The organism is Arthrobacter sp. StoSoilB20 (assembly GCF_019977295.1).
Lineage (GTDB): Bacteria > Actinomycetota > Actinomycetes > Actinomycetales > Micrococcaceae > Arthrobacter > Arthrobacter nicotinovorans_A.
In genome coordinates, this window is the sequence record NZ_AP024651.1 from 695,397 (window position 1) to 718,508 (window position 23,112).

Annotated in this window: 20 protein-coding genes; 15 read left to right on the plus strand and 5 right to left on the minus strand. The window is 63.7% G+C overall.

Annotation, left to right across the window (positions count from 1 at the left end; translation table 11 throughout):
• Positions 1-4: 4 nt before the first annotated feature.
• The 6 genes from LDN85_RS03325 to LDN85_RS03350 all read left to right on the plus strand — a co-directional run bounded on the left by LDN85_RS03325 (position 5) and on the right by LDN85_RS03350 (position 5,143).
• The gene (locus LDN85_RS03325) at positions 5-415 is read left to right on the plus strand and encodes an MmcQ/YjbR family DNA-binding protein (protein WP_026541793.1); all 411 of its coding nucleotides are present in this window, start codon (positions 5-7) and stop codon (positions 413-415) included.
• Between the two features lie 96 nt (positions 416-511).
• Entirely contained in the window at positions 512-1,138 is a 627-nt protein-coding gene (locus tag LDN85_RS03330; RefSeq protein ID WP_223944591.1) for a hypothetical protein, read from the plus strand.
• 176 nt (positions 1,139-1,314) lie between these two features.
• Entirely contained in the window at positions 1,315-2,724 is a 1,410-nt protein-coding gene (ngcE, locus tag LDN85_RS03335; RefSeq protein ID WP_026541795.1) for an N-acetylglucosamine/diacetylchitobiose ABC transporter substrate-binding protein, read from the plus strand.
• Positions 2,725-2,729: 5 nt separating this feature from the next.
• Positions 2,730-3,746 carry a sugar ABC transporter permease gene (locus tag LDN85_RS03340; RefSeq protein ID WP_026541796.1) on the plus strand — a complete coding sequence of 339 codons (1,017 nt, stop codon included), beginning with the start codon at positions 2,730-2,732 and terminating at the stop codon, positions 3,744-3,746.
• Positions 3,746-4,639, plus strand: coding sequence for a carbohydrate ABC transporter permease (locus LDN85_RS03345; RefSeq protein ID WP_026541797.1), 894 nt, complete (start codon positions 3,746-3,748; stop codon positions 4,637-4,639). The genes LDN85_RS03340 and LDN85_RS03345 overlap by 1 nt, the downstream gene beginning before the upstream one ends.
• Before the next feature lie 183 nt (positions 4,640-4,822).
• Positions 4,823-5,143, plus strand: coding sequence for a putative quinol monooxygenase (locus tag LDN85_RS03350; RefSeq protein ID WP_026541798.1), 321 nt, complete (start codon positions 4,823-4,825; stop codon positions 5,141-5,143).
• On the opposite strand, the gene LDN85_RS03355 is transcribed toward LDN85_RS03350, so the two are convergent.
• Positions 5,144-5,437 (minus strand): DUF503 domain-containing protein, encoded by a 294-nt coding sequence (locus tag LDN85_RS03355; protein WP_026541799.1) that lies wholly within the window; start codon positions 5,435-5,437, stop codon positions 5,144-5,146. It lies immediately after the preceding gene.
• A 160-nt stretch (positions 5,438-5,597) separates the two neighbouring features.
• Here LDN85_RS03355 and LDN85_RS03360 point away from each other — a divergent pair, with 160 nt between their 5' ends.
• The 6 genes from LDN85_RS03360 (at position 5,598) to LDN85_RS03385 (ending at position 14,555) form a co-directional block, all read left to right on the plus strand.
• On the plus strand, positions 5,598-7,619 hold the full coding sequence (locus LDN85_RS03360) for a cellulose biosynthesis cyclic di-GMP-binding regulatory protein BcsB (RefSeq protein WP_223944592.1): 2,022 nt from the start codon (positions 5,598-5,600) through the stop codon (positions 7,617-7,619).
• Positions 7,609-9,360, plus strand: a complete 1,752-nt coding sequence (locus LDN85_RS03365; RefSeq protein WP_223944593.1) for a hypothetical protein — start codon at positions 7,609-7,611, stop codon at positions 9,358-9,360. Before LDN85_RS03360 ends, LDN85_RS03365 begins: the two co-directional genes overlap by 11 nt.
• Positions 9,360-11,318 (plus strand): glycosyltransferase, encoded by a 1,959-nt coding sequence (locus LDN85_RS03370; protein ID WP_223944594.1) that lies wholly within the window; start codon positions 9,360-9,362, stop codon positions 11,316-11,318. Before LDN85_RS03365 ends, LDN85_RS03370 begins: the two co-directional genes overlap by 1 nt.
• A gap of 134 nt (positions 11,319-11,452) precedes the next feature.
• Positions 11,453-12,637 (plus strand): GGDEF domain-containing protein, encoded by a 1,185-nt coding sequence (locus LDN85_RS03375; protein WP_223944595.1) that lies wholly within the window; start codon positions 11,453-11,455, stop codon positions 12,635-12,637.
• Entirely contained in the window at positions 12,634-13,137 is a 504-nt protein-coding gene (locus LDN85_RS03380; RefSeq protein WP_026541804.1) for a hypothetical protein, read from the plus strand. The genes LDN85_RS03375 and LDN85_RS03380 overlap by 4 nt, the downstream gene beginning before the upstream one ends.
• Positions 13,134-14,555 (plus strand): bifunctional diguanylate cyclase/phosphodiesterase, encoded by a 1,422-nt coding sequence (locus LDN85_RS03385; RefSeq protein ID WP_223944596.1) that lies wholly within the window; start codon positions 13,134-13,136, stop codon positions 14,553-14,555. Before LDN85_RS03380 ends, LDN85_RS03385 begins: the two co-directional genes overlap by 4 nt.
• Positions 14,556-14,622: 67 nt before the next feature.
• Here the strand turns inward: LDN85_RS03385 and purL are convergent, their stop codons facing one another.
• The 3 genes from purL to purS are packed head-to-tail and all read right to left on the minus strand — an operon-like array spanning position 14,623 to position 17,964.
• A complete protein-coding gene (gene purL / locus LDN85_RS03390) occupies positions 14,623-16,932 on the minus strand; it encodes a phosphoribosylformylglycinamidine synthase subunit PurL (protein ID WP_026541806.1) in 2,310 nt (769 codons plus the stop codon).
• The gene (gene purQ / locus LDN85_RS03395; RefSeq protein ID WP_026541807.1) at positions 16,929-17,711 is read right to left on the minus strand and encodes a phosphoribosylformylglycinamidine synthase subunit PurQ; all 783 of its coding nucleotides are present in this window, start codon (positions 17,709-17,711) and stop codon (positions 16,929-16,931) included. Before purQ ends, purL begins: the two co-directional genes overlap by 4 nt.
• Position 17,712: 1 nt before the next feature.
• Complete coding sequence (gene purS, locus LDN85_RS03400; RefSeq protein ID WP_011773385.1) at positions 17,713-17,964, minus strand: phosphoribosylformylglycinamidine synthase subunit PurS; 252 nt, start codon at positions 17,962-17,964, stop codon at positions 17,713-17,715.
• Positions 17,965-18,291: 327 nt separating this feature from the next.
• Between purS and LDN85_RS03405 the strand changes: the two genes are divergently transcribed.
• Together LDN85_RS03405 and LDN85_RS03410 are read left to right on the plus strand one after the other, a co-directional pair.
• Positions 18,292-18,477, plus strand: coding sequence for a hypothetical protein (locus tag LDN85_RS03405; protein WP_026541808.1), 186 nt, complete (start codon positions 18,292-18,294; stop codon positions 18,475-18,477).
• A 160-nt stretch (positions 18,478-18,637) separates the two neighbouring features.
• On the plus strand, positions 18,638-18,928 hold the full coding sequence (locus LDN85_RS03410; protein ID WP_081733365.1) for a DUF1540 domain-containing protein: 291 nt from the start codon (positions 18,638-18,640) through the stop codon (positions 18,926-18,928).
• Between the two features lie 98 nt (positions 18,929-19,026).
• Here LDN85_RS03410 and LDN85_RS03415 read toward each other — a convergent pair whose 3' ends face one another.
• Positions 19,027-19,971 (minus strand): NAD(P)-dependent oxidoreductase, encoded by a 945-nt coding sequence (locus LDN85_RS03415; RefSeq protein WP_223944597.1) that lies wholly within the window; start codon positions 19,969-19,971, stop codon positions 19,027-19,029.
• A gap of 193 nt (positions 19,972-20,164) precedes the next feature.
• On the opposite strand from LDN85_RS03415, the gene LDN85_RS03420 reads away from it, so the two are divergent.
• A complete protein-coding gene (locus LDN85_RS03420) occupies positions 20,165-23,101 on the plus strand; it encodes an exo-alpha-sialidase (RefSeq protein WP_223944598.1) in 2,937 nt (978 codons plus the stop codon).
• Positions 23,102-23,112 lie beyond the last annotated feature (11 nt).

A 23,112-nucleotide genomic window follows, 5' to 3' on the forward strand; every position in this document is an offset into this window, starting at 1 on the left:
CTCCATGGACGTTTCCACCCTCCGTGCGATCTGCCTCGGCTTTCCCGGCGCCTTTGAAGACTTTCCGTTCGGACCCGAAACGTCCGTCTTCAAGGTCCGTGCCGCCGTCGCCGGTGGTGCACGCCACGAAGCCAAGATGTTCGCACTCTCCACCATGGATCCGGACAACTGGTCCGTGAGCCTCAAGTGCGAGCCGGCGCTGGCAGAGCAACTCAGGGCAGCAAATCCTGAGATCACCGGCGCCTGGCACATGAACAAGACCCACTGGAACGGCGTGCGGCTGGATGGGGCGCTGTCCGATGACATGGTGCGGGACATGGTGGAGGACTCCTATGACCTGGTGGTGGCTACCCTCAGCCGCAAACAGCAGGAGCAACTGGGCTGGGCGCGGCTGGCAAAACCGCAGGGCAGCTGACACGCCCGCGCGCACCCTCCCCACGGCGCTGACATGGGGCTAGATTGATACTGCATACCTAAGGACCTCAGCCAAGCGCTGGTCAGGAGCGGTTTGATGCTGGATCAGAAGACACTGGACCACCTATGGAATTTCCGCGATCCGGCAGCCTCGGAAGCCGCGTTCAGGGCCGCGATGACCGGGGAAAAGTACGACGCCGACGAACGCGCCGAGCTCGCAACCCAGCTGGGGCGGGCCATCAGTCTGCAAGGCCGCTTTGAGGAAGCCGACGCGCTCCTGGACGGGATCGACGACGACGAACCCACCGTGGGTGTACGCATCCTTTTGGAGCGTGGCCGGGTTTTGAATGCCGGTGGCCGTCCTGCCATGGCCGTTCCGTTGTTGGAACAGGCTGCCGAGTTGGCGGACCACCTTGGTGAGGAATTCCTGGCCGTGGATGCACTCCATATGCTCGCGCTCGCGGACACCGCACACGCCGAGGTGTGGATGCGAAGTGCCTTGGAATATGCCTCCACGGCCTACGATGAGCGAACCAAGCACTGGATGATTGTTTTGCACGTTGCCTTGGGGACGTTTCTGCGGGGTAAAAACCGGCTCACGGAGGCCTTGGTGGAGTTCCAATTAGCCGAACAATGGGCGGAACGACTGGGATCCGAGGCCCATGGGGCGTTGGCCCGGGAAGCCATCACTGAGTGCGGAAAGGCCCTCGCCGAAGGCCCGTAGAAAGATCACACTTTGACAAATGTTGATCGAAACTGCCACGAAATATTGATTTTCGATCATTCGTGGTGAATTATGTCACAGAAGGTTGGTGCTGCCAGAGCGCCAACCCAGACTGTCTGACTGAACGGCCTTCCTGCCGCAACAGTCGACACTACGAGTCACTGGAGGGTTTAGAAATGAACGTTCAGCACCAGTCCGTCGGTCGCCGTGGATTCCTGCGTGGAGCACTCGCTGCAGCCGTGCTCGTGCCCATGGGGGGAACCATTGCTTCATGCGCCGCGGGTGGCGGCACCACCACCGCCGGCCCCACGGGCACCGTCTCCGACACCAACCCGTTCGGCATGGCTGACAAGGCCGCCCTCGACGCCGTGATCTTCAAGGGTGGCTACGGGATCGACTACGTCGAGTTCGCCGGCAAGATCTTCGAAAAGACACATGAGGGCTCCACAGCCAAGATTTCCCCGTCAACGGACATCGCCCAGGAACTCCAGCCCCGCTTCGTCGGTGGCAACCCGCCGGACCTGATCGACAACTCCGGCGCCAAGGCCATTGGCTTCAGCACCATCCTTGCCCAGCTCGAGGACCTCACCAGCGTTGTGGAGGCCAAGAACCTTGAAGGCAAGGTCATCAAGGACACCCTGTACACAGGCGTACTGGCTCCGGGCACCTTCGACGGCAAGCTTGCTGCACTGAACTACGTCTTGACCGTCTTTGCTGTTTGGTACTCGGACTCCCTGCTCAAGGAAAACGGCTGGACCGTTCCGAAGACCTGGGATGAGATGTACGCACTCGGCGAGCAGGCCAAAGCCAAGGGCAAGTACCTCTTTGTCTGGGGCAAGGAAGCGGCCACGTACTACCAGGAACTGGCCATTGCCTCCGCCATCAAGGAAGGTGGCGACGACGTTCGCCTCGCCCTGGAGAACCTCAAGGCCGATTGCTGGTCGCACCCGGCCATCCAGTCCGTCTTCACGGCTCTGGACAAGATCGTCAAGGCCGGCTTCTTCAAGCCCGGTGGTTCCGGCACCCAGTTCACGGCCGCCCAGGCACAGTGGAGCAACGCCCAGGAGGCCGTGTTCTACCCCTCGGGTTCCTGGATCGAGAACGAAATGAAGGACCAGACCAAGGCCGGCTTCAACATGATGGGTGCCCCGGCCCCGTCCGTGAGCGCCAGCCCCAAGATGCCGCAGACAGCACTTCACAGCGCTGCAGGCGAGCCGTTCATTGTTCCGAGCCAGGGCAAGAACGCCGCCGGTGGCAAGGAGCTGCTCCGGATCATGCTCTCCAAGGAAGCTGCCACCAACTTCGCCAAAACCAAGCTCGCACCCACGATCGTCAAGGACACCGTCCCGGCCGATGGTTTCGGGTCCACGGCCCTGGTTTCGCAGACGAAAATGCTCAGCGACGCCGGCGAGAACATCTACACCTGGAACTTCATCGACCTGTACGGCACCAACAAGGACCAGCTGGTGGTTTGGAACACCTTCCTGGACGGCAAGTCCGACGTTGCAACCCTCACCTCGGCACTCCAGAACATCACCGACAAGGTCCGCAATGACAGCTCGGTCAAGAAGATCGAAGTGAAGTGACTTCAGTGAAAACTCAGCAGAGCCGGAACGACGACGGCCTGGCCGCCGTCGTTCCGGCGCCGGCTCCACCGCAAGTGATTAAGCGGCGGCGGAAGCCGTTGACGTGGGACAAGGTCAGTTTCTTTGCCGTCTTCCTCGGACTGCCGTTGGCGATCTACCTCTTGTTCGTCATTTGGCCGTTCATCCAGGCGTTCGGATATTCGCTGACGGACTGGTCCGGTTTTTCGCCGAACCAGAACTTCATCGGCCTTGAAAACTACGTGAAGATCTTTACCGACGACATCTTCATGAAGGCGATGTCCAACAACATCGTCCTGGTGATCTTCCTCCCGATCATCACCATCATCCTCAGTTTGGTCCTTGCCTCGCTGGTAACGGTCGGCGGAAGCAGCAAAGGCCAGATCAAGGGCTTGCGCAATTCCAGCTTCTACCGCGTGGTCTCGTTCTTCCCGTACACCATTCCCGCAGTGGCCATTGGCATCATGTGGGGGCAGATCTACGATCCCTCCGGCGGGCTGCTGAACGGCATCCTCACCGGGATGGGCCTGGACCAGTTCAAGGACTTCGCTTGGCTGGGTGACAAGAACACCGCCATGATCGCCACGATGTTCGTGATTGTGTGGGGCTTCGTAGGCTTCTACATGGTCCTGTTCGTCGCCGGCATCAAGGGCATTCCTGCGGAGCTTTTCGAGGCCGCCAGGATCGACGGTGCGGGCCGCTTCCGCACCGCAATGTCCATCACCATCCCGCTGATCCGCGACAACATCCAGACCGCCTACATCTACATGGGCATCCTGGCACTGGACGCGTTCGTTTACATGGCCGCGCTGAACTCCGGCGGTGGTCCGGACAATTCCACGCTGGTCATGGCACAGCAGTTGTTCTTCACGGCTTTCAGCAAGGGACAGTTCGGTCTCGCCAGCGCCATGGGCGTTGTGCTGGCCATTGCCACGCTGATCTTCTCCGGATTGGTGTTCCTGGTCAACCGGCTCACCGGCGGCGATAAGGATGTGAGCCTGTAATGAGTACCAAAGTCTCAACTCCGGAAATGAAGTCACTGCACTTCCAGCCCCGGACCCCGGCAACCACAAAGGGTGACAAAGTGGTGGGAGCGGTGTCCCACACTGCGCTGACCATCTGGACGCTGATCGTTATCCTGCCGCTCCTGTGGACGTTCATGTCCTCCTTCAAGACCTCCAGCGAGATTTTCGCTTCGCCGTTCGCCCTGCCCGGTGAATGGAAGCTGGACAACTACGTCAAGGCCTGGAGCGAAGCCGGCATCGGCAGCGCCTTCCTGAACTCGATCATTGTTGTGGCAGCAGCGCTGGTGATTGTCATGGTCCTGGGCGCGATGTGTGCCTATGTCCTGGCGCGGTACACCTTCCGGGGCAGCAGGGCCATCTACTACCTGATGCTGGCAGGCCTGACGTTCCCGATCTTCCTGGCCATGGTGCCTTTGTTCTTCGTCCTGAAGAACATGGGACTCCTGAATACCCTGCCCGGCCTGATCCTGGTGTACGTGGGCTTCGCGCTCCCGTTCACCGTGTTCTTCCTGTTCTCCTTCTTCAAGTCGCTGCCGCACGAAATTACCGAAGCAGCAGCCCTTGACGGCGCGGGGGAGTGGCGGACGTTCTTCCAAGTCATGCTGCCGATGGCAAAGCCGGGCCTGGCCTCGGTTGCCATCTTCAACTTCCTGGGCTTGTGGAACCAGTTCCTGATTCCGGTGTCCATCAACGCCGCCGGCCCGCGTGTCCTCTCCCAGGAACTCGCAGCCTTCGCCGGCCAGATGGGCTACGCGGTGGACTACGGCGCGCTGTTCGCAGCCGTCAGCGTCACCGTCATTCCGGTGCTCATTGTCTACGTGATCTTCCAGCGCCAGCTGCAGGGTTCCGTTTCGCAGGGCACGTCCAAGTAGTTCGAAAAGTAGTGCACCCAAGCTAACAAGCAGCGTTCGACGGCGGTCCCCACCTTTTGGTGGGGGCCGCCGTCGAGTTTTTGTACAGCTCCCGCCCTTTAGAAGGCCGTTTAAGGGCATTTCCTGTACAAAAACTCTGTCAGGATGGAACGGAATCTGTAGTGCAACGAAAGGCAGCAGCCCGTGATCTTCATTGTGGTCAAGTTCAACGTCAAGCCCGACTGGTCAGAGCGCTGGCTGGACCTGGTGGCCGACTTCACCGAGGCAACCAGGGCTGAACCCGGCAACCTGTGGTTCGACTGGTCCCGCAGTGTGGACAACCCCCACGAATTCGTCCTGCTCGAAGCGTTCCAGGACGACGCCGCGGAGGCCCACGTCAACAGCGATCATTTCAAGAAGGCCATGGCGGACATGCCCCAAGCCCTCGCGGAGACTCCGCACATCATCAGCCGCCAGCTCGAAGGCAGCGGCTGGGACCGCATGGGCGAGTTGACCATCGACTAACTAGTCCTCGCTGTGGATCTCCCGTTGCCGTGCGCTGAGCAGCTCAAACTCCGGCCGGGCAGCCACGAACCGTTCAACGGCGTCGAGCATTTGCTGAAGGTGGGCGTGATCCGGGGCTACCAGCGCAGCGCCGATCAGTGCCCGCCGATGCTGGTCCTGAAGCCCGGTTTCGGCAGCTGAGACCTCGAAGCGCCGTTTCAACTCGGCGAGCAGCGGCCTCACCAGGGAGCGCTTCTCCTTGAGGCTATGGATATCTCCCAAAAGGACATCGAATTCAACCCAGCCGATCCACATAATTCATTATCACCGCAGGTCAGGGCGGGAGGAATGCGTTCTTGAGGGAATCTTGAGCCAATGCAGCAAGGGGCCTTGAGTTCCGTTCGGCAGTGTCTATGAGGTTGGCCCCACAACGGCTGACGGACTCATTCGCTGCTAGCTACCCAGGACTGCAATCGTGCCCCAAACGCCCGCCGGACCACACCTCCACCGTCTGTCCCGACCCCACCCGGTCAGGATCCTGCTCGCCTGCGCCGCAACGCTCACGCTGGCCACCGTCAGCGCGTTGGGGATTGCCGCTTCACCCGCCACCGCCTCGCCGGCCCCCGGCGCACCGGCTGATGGAGCAGCTGTACGGGCATCATCGAGCGTCTCCGCCCTGGCGGGCCAGGCCGAGCAGACCATCGTGGTGCCTGTCACGGCAGGGCTGGAACCCACCAGGGTGAAGGGGACCATCGCGGTGTCGGGGAAGCCCGAGGGCACCGTCCGGGCAACAGTCAACGGCAGGGTTGTCCTTGAAAGCAACGCAGCTGCCACCGTTGCCTTGGACCAGGCGGTCAGCAACGCCGACGTCGTGGGCCAGCAGCTCACCGTGGGGCTGCAGTTCGTCCCGGTGACCCAGACCATGTGCGTCGTCTCCAACGCCACCGCCACCCTGAACAACCTTCAGGTGGACTTCAGCGGAACAGCCAAGGCTCCCACCACAGTTGGCGAGTTCTTCCCGGCCTCCGTGCCCGCCGTCGTACTTCCTGTGCCGGCGGATCCCGGCGCGGATGTCTCTGCAGCGATCATGACGGCGTCGGCCGCCATGGCCCAGCGCTACCCGGATGCTGCCATCACCACAGTTCCCGAAGCCGAACTCGAGGCGCGCGCAGCCGGCCTTCCGGCGGGCAGCCGCATCCTCAGCGTCGTCGCCGACCAAAGCGAAACCACAACCAAACTGGCCACCGCGGCCGGCCTCCCGCAGCTGGTCCTCAGCGGCCACAACGACGAACTCCGCACCGCCGCCAGGGCCCTGGCCAGTGACAAGACGGCTCTCGCCGTGACGTCCTCGGTGACCGGGCTGACCTCTGCGCTGCCTGCCGCTGCCGGGCTGACCCAGAGCCTCAAGGACCTGGGCAGCACCACCCTCAAACTGTCCGGCTACGGCACGCCCGAATCCTATGTCGGCGTCACCCAGTCGCAGTTCGGTGGGCCCGTTTCCTCCGTAAAAGTCCAGCTCAAAGGCACACACACCGCAGTCCCGGACAACGCCCAGGCGCAGCTCTCGGTTTTCTGGAACGACTACCTGCTCAGCTCCAGGAACCTCGACGGCGGTGACACCTTCACGGTGGATGCCGACGTTCCAGCTGGACAGCTCCAGGCCAGGAACGGACTCCGTATCCGGCTCGCGGCACTTCCCGCCGGCGGCGACTGCAACGGACCCGCCGGCGTCATGCCCATGGAAGTCACCGTGGACACCGCGGGATCCACCCTCACCGCTGTCCGTGGCGGATCCACCAAAGCCGGCTTCGCCCGGTTCCCCCAGGTCCTCGGCCAGAGCGTTCCGGTGGCCTTCGGCGATGGCAACGCCCAAGCCAACACCGTCAATGCGGCCACGTTGGTAGCCTCCCTGCAGCGTGGAAGTGCTTCCCTGCTGGAGACCAAGGTGGTGGGCATCGACTCCCTGGCCGGCTCCACCGAGTCCGGGATCGTGGTGGGTGCCACCGCGGAGGTTGCCAACAAGCTCTCCGCACCCCTGCGGTTGGCGGAGTTCCGCACCATCTCGCCCGACGACGTCGAATTCGGCGTGGGTGCTTCTGCTCCGTACGGCGTGCTCGAAGCCTTTGAACAGGGTGGGCGTGACCTGCTGCTGCTAGGGGCCTGGGCACCTGAGGGCGACACGGCTGCGGCCGGCATGCTCCAGGCCTCCCTGGCCTCGCACGTGGGTGGCGTTGAAGGCGGCTGGGCATCGTTGTCGCGGAACCTCCTGGTCACCCAGCCGTCCGGAACGCCCGTCCTGCTGGAGAGCAATGTGGTGGTTCCCCAGAAGGCCGTTACCGACGATTACCGTCCCTATGCCTGGTGGATCGCCGGGGCAGTGCTGGTGCTGGGCCTGGCGTATGCCGCACGGACCGTGCTCTTGAGGCGGCGTGCCCAGGCGGCGCGGGCCTACGTGGATGCTGAACAGGCGGCGGGCAATCCGGATCATGGCAACTAGCGTCGCCACCCGGCCGGGGGCAGCCCACCGGCAGCCCCCGGCGGCTCTGCTGGCTTCTCCGGCGCTGTTGGGTTCGCCGTCGCCGCTTGGATCGCTGGCAGAGTTTGTCCAGCAGGGCTGGCTTCGGCAGGGTTGGCTTCGGCTCGGTGCTCCTGTGACGGGCCGCAAGGTTCCCGGCACTCGAATCGTCGCGGTGGTGTCGCTGCTGGTGGGATACCTTGCTTGCCTGTACACGATCGGCCACGGCACCAACCTGGACTATTCGGACGCGCAAAGCCACCTGACCATCGCCCGGCGCATCTTCGACAGCAAGGCGCCCGGCTTTGAACAGCTGGGCACCGTTTGGCTGCCCATGCCACACCTGCTGCTGGCCCCGTTCGTGCTGAACATGTGGTTGTTCAGCACGGGCTGGGCCGCGGGAATCCTGGGAATGCTGGCACTGTCCGCCACTACCACCGGCCTCTACTTGATCGCGGCCCGGCTCGGATTGGGCCGGGCCGGACGACTGTCCACCACTCTGGTGGTGCTCGCGAACCCCGCAATCCTGTACGTCTACACCACGGCGTTGACCGAACCGGTGCTGATCATGTGCATGGTGGGCGGCATGGCCGGCCTGGCGCATTGGGCAACCAGCCGGCGTCGAATGAGTGCCGGAGAGCTGGCTGTCTTCGCCGGTATTCCGTCGGCCGCGGCAGTGCTGTCACGGTACGAGGGCTGGGCGCTGGTGATGACAGGGACCATCTTTGTCCTGGTCGTGTCCATGCGCCGTACCCGGGCTTGGCGGGAAGCGTTGATCATGGCCGGCGGCTATGTGATGATCCCGGCCGCGGCAGTTCTCTGGTGGATTTCCTACAACTGGGCCATCTATGGAAACCCGCTGGAGTTCATGTTCGGGCAATACTCCGCTTACGCCCAGCAGAAAAACATCACCGACGGCGGCTTGTTGCCTACCAAGGGCAACCTGGGGCTCACGTTGTCTACTTTCCATTGGTCGCTGCTGGAGACATCCGGCGTCGTCGTCCTTGCCCTGGCGGCCTGTGGCGCGATCGTACTGGTCTTCCGGCGCGGCTTCTCCAACAGCACCCTGCTGGTGGCGGTGACCGGCAGCGCGTACGCCTTTGCGCTGCTGAGCCTGTTCCTAGGCCAGACCGCCATCAACAACGATCACTCCCTGCCCTCGACTTGGTGGAACAACCGGTTCGCCCTGACGGCCTTGCCCCTGGTGACCATCCTGGTGGCTGTCCTGGTGGAGGAGGTCACCCGGCCGTTGCGGCTCAGGGCCGTTGTGATCGGCGCTTTGCTGGCCGGGCTGGTGATGCAAAACGCGTGGTGGGGTGCGGACCCGGCAGGCCGGCTTGCCGTGTTGGCAGAGGGCCGGATGTCCGCAGAATCCACCGCGAACTCCACCGCCGCCGCGCGATGGCTCAACGAGCATTACCAGTCCGGCGGAATCCTCATGGATGAGAGCGCCAGGGGCAACGCCGTGCTCCCCGTCATGGGAATTCCGCTCAAGGAAATCTATAACCGGGCCTCCGGAGACTACTTTTCCCCGGCGCTGGAGGACCCCGCAAAATTCGCCCGCTGGGTTTTCGTCAACGTTGAAGCCGGAACAGGGGCACGGGATTCGGGGCCCACGGACCTGGTGTACCAGGCAATCGCTGCGAACAAATCGTTCACTGTCCGCTACTCCGTGGTTTTCTCGACTCCCACCCACCGGATCTATGAAAGGTCCTCCTACTGATGACGCCTTCTTCGCCCGTTGCGGACGGCACGCTCAACCGGCAATCCATCGGCCAGGCACTGCTCGCAGCCGGACTCGTCACCCCGGAACAGCTCCAGCGTGCGTTGGACCGGGCCGCCAGCGAGGGCGGATTGCTGGGCCGGCACCTGATCCTGGAAGCCGGGCTGGACCGCCGTCGGATTTATGAAGTCCTGGCCCAGCACTGGGACGCGCCGCTGGTGGACCTGGTGGCCGAACCGGTGGATGACCGGCTGATGGAGATGCTCGGCTACAGCGCCGTGGGCGAACCGCAATGGTTGCCATGGCAGATGGACGCAGGAGTGCTGACGGTGGCTACTGCCGTGGCTCCTTCCGCGGCCATCGCATCGGAAGCGGCCCTGGCGTTCGGTGCCCGGGAGGTCTTTTTCCGAACCACCACCGATTGGGACATCAACCAGTCAATCCAGCGGTCCTTCCGCCGCCATCTCCTCTACGAATCCGCCGAGCGACTGGCCGAAGAGCGGCCGGGAGAATCTGCCCGCACCGCGCTGACCCAGTGGCAGCGCGTCCTTCCGGTGGTCCTGGTCCTGGGAATTGCCGCAGGATTCGCGCTGTCCCCGCTGACGGCGGTCATCGTGCTGTTGGCAGCAGCAAACATCGTGTTCTTGGTGAGCATCGGGTTCAAGACACTGGCCAGTCTTCGCAGTCCCTTTGACCGGAGGAATGAAGCAGCCGTGGCCAAAGCCAGGGACAAGGAAAGAGTAAGCCGCGGCCTGCCGGCCTTGGCAGAGGAACGGGTTCCCGACGGCGAACTGCCCGTCTACACCATCCTGGTACCGGTGTTCCGGGAAGCGAACATCATTGACAAACTCCTGACCAACCTGGGCCAGTTGGACTACCCGCGATCCAAGCTGGACGTCCTGGTACTCCTCGAAGAGGACGACGCCGAGACCATTGCCGCCGCGAAAGCGTCACGGCCACCGGAGTACGTCCGGATCCTCATCGTGCCCAAGGGTGAACCGCAGACCAAGCCCAGGGCATGCAACTACGGACTGACGTTCGCCCGCGGTGAGTATGTGGTCATCTACGACGCCGAGGACCGGCCCGAACCCGGCCAGCTGCGTGCATCCATCGCCGCGTTCAAGCAGGACGCCTTCGAGCGCGAACACCTCAACCCGGACCGTAAGCCCCTGATCTGCGTCCAGGCTGCGCTGAATTACTTCAACGCGGACCAGAATGTCCTGACCCGGATGTTCACCATCGAATACACCCATTGGTTCGACTCGATGCTCCCCGGCCTGGACAACTCAGGCATACCGCTTCCCCTGGGCGGCACCTCCAACCACTTTGTCACTTCGCTGCTCAAGGAAGTGGGCGCCTGGGATCCATGGAACGTCACGGAGGACGCCGACCTGGGGCTCCGGGCTGCCGTGGAGGGATACCGCGTGGGCGTGATCGACTCCACCACCTGGGAAGAAGCGTGCTCGCAGGTTCCGGCATGGATCAAGCAGCGCACCCGCTGGATCAAGGGCTATATGGTGACCTCGGCCGTCAACACCCGGAACACGGTGCGCTACATCAAGAGCACCGGCGTTGCAGGCGCCGTCGGGTTCCTTGGCCTGATCCTGGGGACACCCCTGGCATTCCTGGCCTACCCGCTGGTGGTGGGGTTCACCGTAGTCACGTACATCGGCTACGACATTGTTGGACTGGTCCTGCCCACCTGGCTGCTGGTGGGCGGCGTGGTGTCCATGCTGTTTGGCAACGCCATGATGATCATCGTCTCCGGCGTGGCCACCCTCCGCCGGCATGGCTGGCGGATTGCCATCTTCGCCCTGCTCAATCCGTTCTACTGGGTGCTGCACTCCATAGCGGCCTGGCGGGCGGCATGGCAGATGCTCACCAGCCCCCACAAGTGGGAGAAGACGCCGCACGGCCTTGAGGCCGAATACCACGACGACGGCCACTGGGTTGGGTGAGGGCGGGCTCGCTTAAGCGGGACCCGGCCGGGTTCCACAGCTGATCTTGATCAAATCTTGAGCAAATGCCGCAGTGAGGTTGATTAAGCCTCGCCACACTGAACTCAAAGCTGCAGGATGACCAGCTGAGGGGGTTGGACACAGTGCTCGATGCTTTCTCGGTACGGGTTGCTCTAGGCGTGATAACCGTGACCCTCCTGATCCTGTTCTGCGCCTCTTTCCACCGCACGCGCTCGCCGTATGCCGGCTGGTGGAGCCTGGCCCTCCTCGAATTCATGGTGGGCAACACTGCCTTCCTGCTCAATGGCAGCCCCCACCAGCAGTGGGCCAATCCGTTGGGCAACGTCCTGGTGGTGGCCGGCGCTTTCAGCGTCTGGGCTGGAGCAAAAACCCTCCGGGACAGGAAAGCCGCTCCCTGGCAACTGGCAGTAGGCCCGGCAGTTACGGCTGTGGCCTCAGTCCTGGAAAGCCCGGCAAGCAACGTGTGGTCCGGTGGCTTTGTTTATCTGGCCATGATGACCGCGGGCATCGCCTTGGCCGCCTACGACCTCTGGTTCATCAAGTCCTCGCACTCCCAGGTCCACAAGGCGCTCTCCCTTGCCGCCGGTCTCCTGGCCACCTATTACCTGGGCCGGTGGATGGTCTACACCCTTGAAGGTCCTTACAGCCAGAGCTTCACTACCTACTTTGGGCCGGCTCCCTCTGCCCTGATTTCCATGGTCCTCCTGGTGACCGTGTCTTTCAGCATGACCGCCCTGACCAGTGACCAGCTCATCAAGGGCCTCAAGGAACGGGCCGACCGCGATCACCTGACGGGCCTGCTCAACCGTGGGACTTTCCTGGACATGGCCACCACCGAACTCCACCGGCTCCACTCCACTGGTTCCGGAGCAGCCATAGTCCTGGCCGACCTGGACCATTTCAAAGCCGTCAATGACGAATTCGGCCATGGAGCTGGGGACCTGGCCCTGCAGGCCTTCGCGGAAGCCTGCGGCGACTCGGTGCGGTCCACCGACCTGATCGGGCGTTATGGCGGCGAGGAATTCATCCTCTTCCTGCCAGGGGCCACCCAGGAACGGGCAGAGGACATCGCGGCCGAAATCAGCCGCCGAATGGCAGCCGCCCCGGCACCGGAGGGCGTGGCCTTCCCGACCATCAGCTACGGGGTTACCTCCAGCATCCCCGCCGGCTCGGACCTGACTTTCATGATTGAGGTGGCCGACGCCGCCCTGTACAGCGCCAAAGCACAAGGAAGAAACCGGATTGTAGGAGCGGACCGTCCCCAGGCGGCCATTATTGCGGATGAGGCACGATCATGACCTTCAACGAACTCACCACCAGGATCCAGATCCAGCACACCCAGGAGCTGTCCGCTTTCCGGCAGAACATCACCAGTGCGCCCTATATGGCGGGAACGCCCACCTTGCTCAATGCAGACCGCCGGTCGGTCCGGATGGGTCCGGTCCAGTCGGTAGAGGATGCGAACGCCAACCTCACCATCGTGGCCGACGTCGAAGGACTCGCCTGGTTCACGGCCGACAAAGGCCTTTTGGGCAGCTGCATCACAGTCTCCATCGCAGGGCACCGCAGGAACACCGGCACCCGGGTCCACCTCCCGCTGGCCGAATGCGATGCCTGGATCGAGGCCATCATGGGAGGCTCCTGGATCACGCACGTCTACCGCGCCGGCAAGAAGGTGGAGCCCAACGGACGGTTGGACGTTGCCTCCTACCGCTTGTTCCTGGACGAGCGGCGCAATCCGGTCGCCATGCCCCAGGCAGTCGCTGACACAACGCTGCGACGCCTGGAAGAGTCGTGACCAGCACGAAGCCCCGGAGGATGCTCGCTTCCAGCGACTCCCGTGTTGAACAACTGGAGGAGCGCGTCCGCGCCCTGATGGAAGAGCTTCACCACGTCCGGAACGAGCAACGGCGGGACGCCCTTACCGATTCCCTCACCGGACTTGGCAACCGCCACGCCTTGATGGACGCTTTCACCGCAGCCCGGAACGCCGCGGCAACAGGATCCGCCCAGCCTGCGCTTCTCCTGATCAACCTTGACGGGTTCAAGGCACTGAAGAATTCGGCTGGCCACGCCGCAGCAGACCAGGTTTTGGTCGCCGTGGCCATGCGCATCCAGTCCGCCGTCCGGGAGGACGACGTCGTCACCCGCCTGGGTGCCGACGAATTCGCAGTGTTGTTGCCCGCCACGCCGCCAACCAGGGCCACCGCCGTCGGGAACCGGATCCTGGCCGCGCTGGAACCGAACATCGACGTCGGAAACAACAGCGTCCGTTGCGGCGCCAGCATGGGCCTGCGGACCGCAGAGCCGCACCACACCCTTGAGGACCTGCTCCAGGAGGCCGATTTCGCCGTGGAGGAATCCAAGAGCGAAGGCCGGAACAAGCTCAAGATGTTCGATCCTGCCACGGTGCATGCCCGCCAACTTCAGCGGCAGATTGTTGGTGAACTCCGCGAGGCCATCAGATCGGACCAGCTGGTCCTGAACTATCAGCCGATTGTGGAGCTGGCCACCGGAAAAATCGAGGGCTGCGAGGCTTTGGTCCGCTGGAACCACCCCGTGCATGGCCTGATCATGCCGGACCAGTTCATCCCCGTTGCCGAGGCTACCGGACTCATTGCCGAGCTGGGACGATGGGTCCTGCGCACTGCCGTGGGACAGTTGCGGCACTGGCGGAACAACCCGGCCACCGCACAACACCGGTTCTCCATGCGGATCAATGTTTCCGCCGCGGACCTGCAAAGCCTGGAATTCGTGGACGATGTCAGCGAGGCCCTTGCCGAGGAAAGCCTGCCCCCGGAGGCGCTGGTCCTGGAATTGACGGAGAGCGCCATCATCCAGAACAACGAGCTGGACCGCTATACCTTGGCGAGCCTGCACAAACTGGGTGTGGGACTGGAAATCGACGACTTCGGTGCCGGCTACTCCTCCATGGGATACCTGCGCAAGCTGCCCGTCGACCGGGTGAAAGTGGACAGGCAATTCGTCAAGGACCTGGGGAAGGACCCTTCCCAGCTCAAGTTCCTGGCAGCCATCCAGGAAGTCATCCGGTCCTGTGGGCTGGAAGGGGTGTGGGAGGGCATCGAAACCGCGGAAGAAGCAGAAGCTCTCCGCAGCATCGGCTGCGCCAGCGGCCAGGGGTACTACTTCGGCAGGCCCCTGCCCGAGGCGGAGTTCACGGAGCAGCTGGTGCGGCAGACTGTTTGGCCGGCCTGAACCCCCGCAGACACCCGCAAGGCCCCGGCACTCTACGAGCGCCGGGGCCTTGCGATGTCAGCTGTCCTTAGCCGAAGTACTTCGGCAGGGTTCCTTCGTGTGCTTCGCGGAGGGCGTCCAGGGAGAGCTCGTCCACGCCGTTGATCTCCAGCTTTCCGCCGGCAGCGTCAACGACGCCGATCCGGAGGTGGGCGAAGCCGCGGGCAGTGCACATGTCCTTGAAACGGACTTCCTCCGAACGCGGAACGGAGACGATCGCACGGGCCTGGGACTCGGAGAAGAGGGCCGTGAACAGGTCCACGCCGTCGCGCTCCATGAGTTCCTCAAGGGCGATGCGGGCGCCCACGCCGTAACGCAGCGAGGACTCCACCAGCGCAGCCGCGAGGCCACCCTCGGAGAGGTCGTGTGCTGCGTCAACCATGCCGTCGCGTGAAGCGTTGATCAGGATCTCGCCCAATGCGCGCTCGGCCGCAAGGTCAACCTTCGGCGGCAAGCCACCAAGGTGTCCGCGGAGGTTGGACCATTCTGAACCGTCCAGCTCTGCTGCGGTGGTGCCCAGCAGGTAGATGGCCTGGCCGTCCTCGCGCCAACCCGACGGCGTGCGGCGGGCGACGTCGTCGAGCTTGCCCAGGACTGCCACCACAGGGGAGGGGTGGATGGGCGTGGTGCCGGTCTGGTTGTACAGCGAGACGTTGCCGCCGGTGACCGGGATTCCGAGCTCCATGCAGGCGTCGGACAGGCCACGGATGGCCTCGGCGAGCTGCCACATGACGTCCGGGTCCTCGGGGGAACCGAAGTTCAGGCAGTCACTCACAGCCATCGGAACAGCGCCCGAGGTGGCCACGTTGCGGTAGGCCTCAGCCAAAGCCAGCTGTGCGCCCTGGTACGGCTCAAGGTAGGTGTAGCGGCCGTTGGCGTCGGTGGCCAAGGCAACGCCCAGGCCGGTTTCCTCGTCAACGCGGACCACACCGGAGTCGTCCGGGAACGCCATGGCGGTGTTGCCGCCAACGTAGCGGTCGTACTGGTTGGTGATCCAGGCCTTGGAGCACATGTTCGGCGATGCCACGAGTTCGGTGACGGCTGCGGCCAGCTCGGAAGGAGCCGACGGACGGCCGGCGTCCTCAACGGAACCGCTGAACGTGTTGGCCTGCACCGAGTCCTGCCACTCCGGGCGGGCGAACGGACGGTCGTAGACCGGGCCGTCGTGCGCAACGGTGCGGGGATCGACGTCGACGATTACTTCGCCTTCCCAGGTGATGATGAGGCGGCCGGTGTCGGTGACCTCACCCAACCAGGAGTACTCCACGGCCCACTTGTCCATCACAGCTTCGAACGCTGCGATGTTCTCCGGGGTGACCACGGCCATCATGCGTTCCTGCGACTCGGACATGAGGATCTCGCCCGGGGTCAGCGTGGGGTCGCGCAGCAGGACCGAGGTCAGCTCCACCTCCATGCCGCCGTCGCCGTTGGAAGCGAGCTCGGACGTGGCGCAGGAAATGCCTGCAGCGCCGAGGTCCTGGATGCCTTCAACCAGCGAGCCCTTGAAGAGCTCCAGGCAGCACTCAATGAGGACCTTTTCAGCGAAGGGGTCGCCCACCTGGACGGCAGGACGCTTGGAGGGCTTGGTGTCATCGAAGGACTCCGAGGCCAGCACCGAAGCGCCGCCAATGCCGTCGCCGCCGGTGCGGGCACCGAACAGGACAACCTTGTTGCCCTTGCCCGATGCGTTGGCCAGGCGGATGTCCTCGTGGCGCATGACGCCCACTGCCAGTGCGTTGACCAGCGGGTTGCCCTGGTAGACGGAGTCGAACACCATTTCGCCACCGATGTTCGGCAGGCCCAGGCAGTTGCCATAGCCGCCGATGCCGGCAACGGCACCGTGCATGACGCGGGCGGTGTCCGGGTGGTCGATCGCGCCGAAACGCAACGGGTCCATCACGGCAACCGGGCGGGCGCCCATGGAGATGATGTCGCGGACGATGCCGCCGATGCCGGTAGCGGCACCCTGGTAAGGCTCAACGAACGACGGCGAGTTGTGGGACTCGATCTTGAACGTCACGGCCCAGCCGTCGCCGAGGTTGGTGACGCCGGCGTTCTCGCCGATGCCAACCAGCATGTCCTTCTTCATTTCCTCGGTGACCTTCTCGCCGAACTGGCGGAGGTGGTTCTTGGAGGACTTGTAGGAGCAGTGCTCGCTCCACATGACGGAGTACATGGCCAGCTCGGCGCCGGTGGGGCGGCGGCCAAGGACCTTGACGATTTCGTCGAATTCGTTCTGCTTCAGGCCCAGTTCGGCCCACGGGAGTTCCGTGTCCGGGGTCTTCGCAGCGTGCTCAACGGTGTCGATGTTGAACTTCTTGGTGGTTTCCGTGGTCACTTGTCGCCTCCCACAATCTTGGTCAGTACGGAAGTGAAGAAACCCAGGCCATCGGTGTCGCGGGTTGCACCGGCGGAGCCGGACAAACCAGCCTCGGGTCCGAAGCCGGCCTCCACTGCGTGCTCGGGGTGCGGCATGAGGCCCACCACGTTGCCGGCGGCGTTGGAGATGCCGGCGATGTCGCGGCGGGAGCCGTTCGGGTTGAAGCCCACGTAGCGGAACACCACGCGGCCCTCAGCCTCAAGGGCATCCAGGGTCTTCTCGTCGGCGATGTACTGGCCGTCCTGGTTCTTCAACGGCACGATGATTTCCTGGCCGTCCGTGTAGTCCACGGTCCAGGCAGTGTTGGCGTTCTCCACGCGAAGCGTCTGGTCGCGGCAGATGAACTTCAGGTGGTCGTTCTTGATCATGGAACCGGGCAGCAAGTGCGATTCGGTCAGGATCTGGAAGCCGTTGCAAATACCCAGCACGGGGAGCTTCGCCTCGGAGTTTGCGGCGTCGATGATCTTGGACATCAGCGGCGCGAAACGCGAAATGGCGCCTGCGCGGAGGTAGTCACCGTAGGAGAACCCGCCGGGGATGATGACGGCGTCAACATCGCCGAGTTCGGAATCTCCGTGCCACAGCGGCACCGCCGTGCCACCTGCAAGCCGCACTGCACGGGCGGCGTCGCGGTCGTCAAGGGTGCCGGGGAAGGTCACGACGCCGATCTTCGCGCCGGCGAGGCGGGGTTCTGCGGCGACGGCTACAGCCTCGCCAATCAGGGGGATCGACGTCATATCAGGCCTCGACGACCTCGACGTTGACAACATCCTCGATCACCGGGTTGGACAGGAGCGTCTCGGCAGCTTCGCGGGCCTGGGCCAGGATAGCGTCGGTCACCTCGCCGTCGACGGTCAGTTCGAAGCGCTTGCCTTGGCGGACTGCGCTGAAGCTGTTGAAGCCGAGGCGGGGCAGTGCACCCACGATGGCCTTCCCCTGGGGGTCCAGAATCTCGGGCTTGGGCATGACGTCAACGACGATCCGGGGCATCCGGTAACTCCTGTGCGTGAGTTGGGTGAACCTTAAATAAGGCTGCCGCGGAGGTGCCGTCTCACGCCGTTCAGCCGCATTCAAACAGCGGGTCAGCACAGGGCTGACCACGATGTGAACTGCATTGTTTGAACGGCATGGGGGGCGCTCCGCGAGCTTGCACACCTATTCTACCGGGAGCAGCGCACATACCCTATTCAGCCGGATTGTGCGAGGGCACCCCGCCGCGGCGGGGCAAAAAGACCCAAGTGAAGGCTCGACGGCGGCGCTGGTCCCCGGCCGCTGGAGGTACTGGCAGGGGGTGGCCGGCGTCACTAGGATTGCGGAATGGCTGAGAAACCGAAATCGATGGTGCTGGGCGTTGTGGCCGCGGCAGTTTTTGCTGGTTTGGGCCGCATGGTCATCCAGAAAATCAAGGCGGACCGGTCGGCCCGGAACAGCCGCGTGACTGCGCCCCTGGACGCGGAGACGCGGGCCAAAATCAGCGACGCTTTGCGGACACCAAGTAAGTAAAGGCTTACCTGGCAAGGGCCGTTTTTTGGTGCAATGGCGCGGATTACGGCACATACAAATGCGCTATTCAAAGCGGTTAAATGGCCACATTCCGGCGTAGCTTGGAAATTACACGCGGGGTTCAGCCCCAGTACTTTCCAGGATCCAACCAGGAGGAACAATGACCGAACACATTGCCGAAGTATCCGCCTGTAGCGTTGGCAGCTGCGGTTTCAACCACGATGGCTGCACCGCCTTCGGAATCACCATTGGTGGAACCCAGGACCACGCTTCCTGCGCGACCTTCATTGACACCAATGCCATGGGCGGCCTTCCCAAGGTCCTCGCCCACGTGGGCGCTTGCCAGCGCTCCGAATGTGTCCACAACAACAACCTCATGTGCGAGGCCCACAACGTGCGGGTTGGTCCGGGCCGCGAGGCTGCCGACTGCCTGACGTACGAGCACGCCTGATGCCCTGACTCTTCCGCTGAGGCGGGCCGGTCTCCCGTGGGGGACCGGCCCGCCTTTTGCGTCTCAGGCCACCGCTGCGTCTCAGGCCACCCCTACTCTCAGGCCACTTGGTTAGTCAGGGCTGCTCCTTCTTTGAGCGCCGCAATGTTGGCGGTGACGAGTTTGGCCGAACCCTTGGGCCGATTGCCTGCCACATGGGGCGTGACGATCAGGTTGGGGGCGTTCCATAGCGCGGAGTCTTCGGGCAGGGGCTCTTCCTTGGTCACATCCAGTGCTGCCGCACGCAGCCTGCCTTCCTGCAGCGCTGCCAGGAGCGCGTCCTCATCCACCGTTGCCCCACGGCCCACGTTTACAAAGACGGCGCTTGTGGGCAGGCCGGCCAGGACTTGTGCGTCCAGGGCGTCGGCCGTTTCCGCAGTGGCCGGCAGGATGGAAATCAGGACGTCGGTGGAGCCTAGGATGTGCGGAAGCTCGTCCGTTGAAACCACCGGGAAGCCGTAACGTTCGCCCTTTGAATGGGCCACCCCGGTGACCTTTGCTCCCAGAGCCGCCAGCAGGGGAGCGAGGCGTCCGGCGATCGAACCAAAGCCCCAGATGGTGACGTTGGCGCCGTCGAGCGTGTAGAGCTGTTCAGTCTCCGGGCTGGACTGCGCCGTGTTGTACTGCGCGTTCCACGTGGCGTCCTTCTGGGATTCGAACAGGACGTCGAGCCGTCGGACGGCAGCCAGGACCAAGGCGAGCGCGTGTTCGGCCACGGGACCATCGTGCAGTGAGCGGCCTGAAGTGATGGCCACGTTTTCTGCGAAGCCTGCCGCCAGGACGGAGTCCGGCCCGGCCGCGAGGGTCTGGACCAGCCTGAGCGATGCCATCTGCTGTGCAGCGTCGGCCAGGTTCTCCGGAGTGTTGCGCCACACCACCAGGACCTCGGCGTCCCGGAGTTCGCCGGGAATGGGCTTGTCTACCTGGTAAACCGCAACCTCATCCCCTGACGCGGTGAGGTCGGCGAGGTCCAACTCGATGGTGTCGGGGACGAGGATTTTCACGGCAACTCCTGTGATCGCAGGGCGAGGGCGGTTTGTCTTTGAGGCTACCGGCTGGTGGCAGGTGGCATTGAACCAAGAGTCATCTCTGGCAATGTGACCGCGGACACCTTATGGTTGTAGGACGTTCGACGTGGCACGTAACACAAGCAGGGCGTCGGACTCCTCCTGAAGCAGTTTCGAAAGGACATCGGATTTGAGATCCCCCTCTTCACCCCTCGCCCGCACCGCCGCCGCCGGCGCCCTAAGCATTGGCCTCCTGGCCGGCTTGGGCCTCCCCGCCATCGCAGCGCCGGTTCCTCCCAACAGCCCCGCAGCCGCACCGGGCACGTTCACGGAAGCCAACATCGCCGCAGACCGGACAGCTGCGAACTTCTTCTACCGGATCCCCGCCTTGACGTACCTCGGCAACAACGTGGTGCTTGCTGCCTGGGATGGACGCCCGGGTTCTGCCGCTGACGCCCCGAACCCGAACTCGATCGTCCAGCGCCGCAGCACCGACGGAGGAAAAACCTGGGGGCCGGTGACGGTCATCGCGGCAGGTCACGTCGGCGATGCCTCCGGACCCAAGTACGGCTACAGCGATCCGTCTTATGTTTACGACTCCGAGGCGGGCAAGGTGTTCGCCTTCTTCGTCTACTCCAAGGACCAAGGATTCGGCGGCAGCCAGTTCGGCAACGACGACGCCGACCGTACTGTGATCTCTTCGGCGGTCATCGAATCCACGGACAACGGCGTGACCTGGTCCCAGCCCAGGCTCATCACCAACGTGACCAAGCCAGGGAGCAGCAAGGCCAGCCCGGCCGCGGGAGACGTCCGCTCCAACTTTGCCTCCTCCGGCGAGGGCATCCAGTTGAAGTACGGCCAGTACAAGGGCCGGCTCATCCAGCAGTACGCAGGCGACATCCGCCAGGCGGACGGCACCAACAAAATCCAGGCGTACAGCGTCTACTCCGATGACCACGGCGTTACCTGGAAGAAGGGGGCCAACGTCGGCGACCGCATGGACGAAAACAAGACAGTTGAGCTTTCCGATGGCCGCGTACTCCTGAACTCCAGGGACAACGCCAACCAGGGTTACCGGAAGGTGGCGGTTTCCACGGACGGGGGTGCCACGTATGGTCCCGTCACGCAGGACACTGAATTGCCGGATCCGGCCAACAATGGTGCCATAGCGCGCATGTTCCCCAACGCGCCCCAAGGCTCGGTGGATGCGAAGAAGCTTATTTTCACCAACGCCAACTCCAAGACGGGCCGCGAAAACGTCTCGGCCCGCGTCTCCTGCGACGACGGCGCCACCTGGCCGGGTGTCCGCACCATCCGCCCGGGTTTCTCCGCCTACTCCACGGTGACCCGCTTGCAGGATGGCATGTTCGGGGTGCTCTACGAGGGCAATTACACCGACAACATGCCGTTCGCGACGTTCGACGACGCCTGGTTGAACTACGCCTGCGCACCATTGTCAGTCCCGGCCGTGTCCACTGCCCCCGGAGCTACCCGGGAGGTTCCCGTGACGGTCACCAACCAGGAAGCCACCACGCTGACCGGTGCCACCGCCACGATTTACACCCCTGCCGGCTGGTCCGCCACCACGGTGCCGGTTCCCGCCGTAGCTCCCGGTGCTTCGGTGAGCGTGAACGTCGCCCTGACGGCACCGGCGAATGCCGGCGGTCCGCAGAACCTGAATGCAGCCTTCACGACGACGGACGGCCGGGTTTCGCAGTCCGCCTTCACCGCCACAGTGCCGGTGGCCCCGCAGGTAGGCCTCACCATCACCGGAACAGCGCCCACCCGCGACGTCGTTGCCAGCCCTTACCAAGTGGGTGAGGTCCTCAGCTACCCACTGACCGTCAAGAGCACCGCCAACGTCACAGCCAACTCCGTGCCGGTTTCCGGGACGTTCGACTCCGGTTTCCTGCCGCCGTCGGCCCCCAACTGCCGGTATAACAACCTTGCCGCAGGGGCCTCCTACACCTGCACCACCGCCAAGCACACGATTACTGCAGCGGACATTGAGCGCGGCTACTTCGTTCCCGAAGCAAGCTTCAGCATCACGGCAAGTTCGACGCCGTCGCTCACCAGGACGGTCCCCTTTACCGGTGCCGCGGTTGCCTTGCGCGACGGTCTCTTGACGGCGGACATCAGCGGGGCGCGTGCCGACGTCGGGCGTGATCTTGCAAGCCGGCCGTACGCGGCCGGAGAGCTGGTCCCCTATACCTTCACGGTCAAGAACACGGGCCCACTGATGGAAAAAGTAGTCCCGACTGCCGGAAACTTCAGCCCCTTCGTGCCGGAAGGGCCGGGCAACTGCCGCTACAGTGCGCTGCCGGCCGGACAAAGCTACCAGTGCACCACCCCGCGCCACACGGTGACTGCAGAGGAAGCAGCGCAGGGCTTCTTCATCCCGAAGACCACGTGGGAGGTCAGCTCGGCGGGCCAAAGCACCAAGACCATCACCGTGGATGGGGGCGAAGTGGACCTCAAGGTCCGCGAACCCAAGTTGGAAGCGACCGTCACGTCCATATGGGAAGACGCCGACGGCGACCGTTTCGCCAGCCCGGGCGATCCCGTCATCTACACCTACACCGTGGGTAACGCCGGCAACGTGGCGGTGACGGGGCTGGAGGCTCCGGATGCCGGTATTTCCGAAGCCGTGCTTGCCGCCGGATCAACGGCGACGGCCACACGCAAGCATGTGCTCACTGCTACGGACGTTTCTGCGGGCACCGTGGACAGGGCCTCGGTTACGGCAAAGGCAAGCAATGGTTCCCGTGAGGTTGCCGTGGCTGCCGAAGGTGATCCGTTGATGCTTGCTGTGCAGCCGGCGCGGCCTGAATCCGCGCCGACGCCGGCCGTGCAGGAGCTTGGCACGCCGCCCACCGACTTGGGCACGGCCGCGAAGTACCGCACTGGCCAGAAAGTGGTGTTGCAGGGGCTTGATTACGGGAACTGGTACTACCTCTACCTGAACAAGACCGGATACCGCCTCGGCTGGGTCTTCCCGACCACGGAGGACACCCTGGAGTTCATCCTTCCCGCTGACGTGAACAACGGGCGCGACGACGTTGTGGTCCTGGACAGGGACGGTGTCCAGGTCTCCTTTGACAGGCTGCAGGTGACGCCAAAGGGCTAGCACTTTTCCGG

Excerpts from the sequence above, each read along its gene's own strand:
- LDN85_RS03370 (WP_223944594.1), top strand. The coding sequence starts at position 9,360 with ATGACGCCTTCTTCGCCCGTTGCGGACGGCACGCTCAACCGGCAATCC.
- LDN85_RS03355 (WP_026541799.1), bottom strand. The coding sequence starts at position 5,437 with ATGTGGATCGGCTGGGTTGAATTCGATGTCCTTTTGGGAGATATCCAT.
- LDN85_RS03405 (WP_026541808.1), top strand. The coding sequence starts at position 18,292 with ATGGCTGAGAAACCGAAATCGATGGTGCTGGGCGTTGTGGCCGCGGCA.
- ngcE (WP_026541795.1), top strand. The coding sequence starts at position 1,315 with ATGAACGTTCAGCACCAGTCCGTCGGTCGCCGTGGATTCCTGCGTGGA.
- LDN85_RS03330 (WP_223944591.1), top strand. The coding sequence starts at position 512 with ATGCTGGATCAGAAGACACTGGACCACCTATGGAATTTCCGCGATCCG.
- LDN85_RS03380 (WP_026541804.1), top strand. The coding sequence starts at position 12,634 with ATGACCTTCAACGAACTCACCACCAGGATCCAGATCCAGCACACCCAG.
- LDN85_RS03345 (WP_026541797.1), top strand. The coding sequence starts at position 3,746 with ATGAGTACCAAAGTCTCAACTCCGGAAATGAAGTCACTGCACTTCCAG.
- LDN85_RS03365 (WP_223944593.1), top strand. The coding sequence starts at position 7,609 with ATGGCAACTAGCGTCGCCACCCGGCCGGGGGCAGCCCACCGGCAGCCC.
- purS (WP_011773385.1), bottom strand. The coding sequence starts at position 17,964 with ATGCCCCGGATCGTCGTTGACGTCATGCCCAAGCCCGAGATTCTGGAC.
- purQ (WP_026541807.1), bottom strand. The coding sequence starts at position 17,711 with ATGACGTCGATCCCCCTGATTGGCGAGGCTGTAGCCGTCGCCGCAGAA.
- LDN85_RS03410 (WP_081733365.1), top strand. The coding sequence starts at position 18,638 with ATGACCGAACACATTGCCGAAGTATCCGCCTGTAGCGTTGGCAGCTGC.
- LDN85_RS03325 (WP_026541793.1), top strand. The coding sequence starts at position 5 with ATGGACGTTTCCACCCTCCGTGCGATCTGCCTCGGCTTTCCCGGCGCC.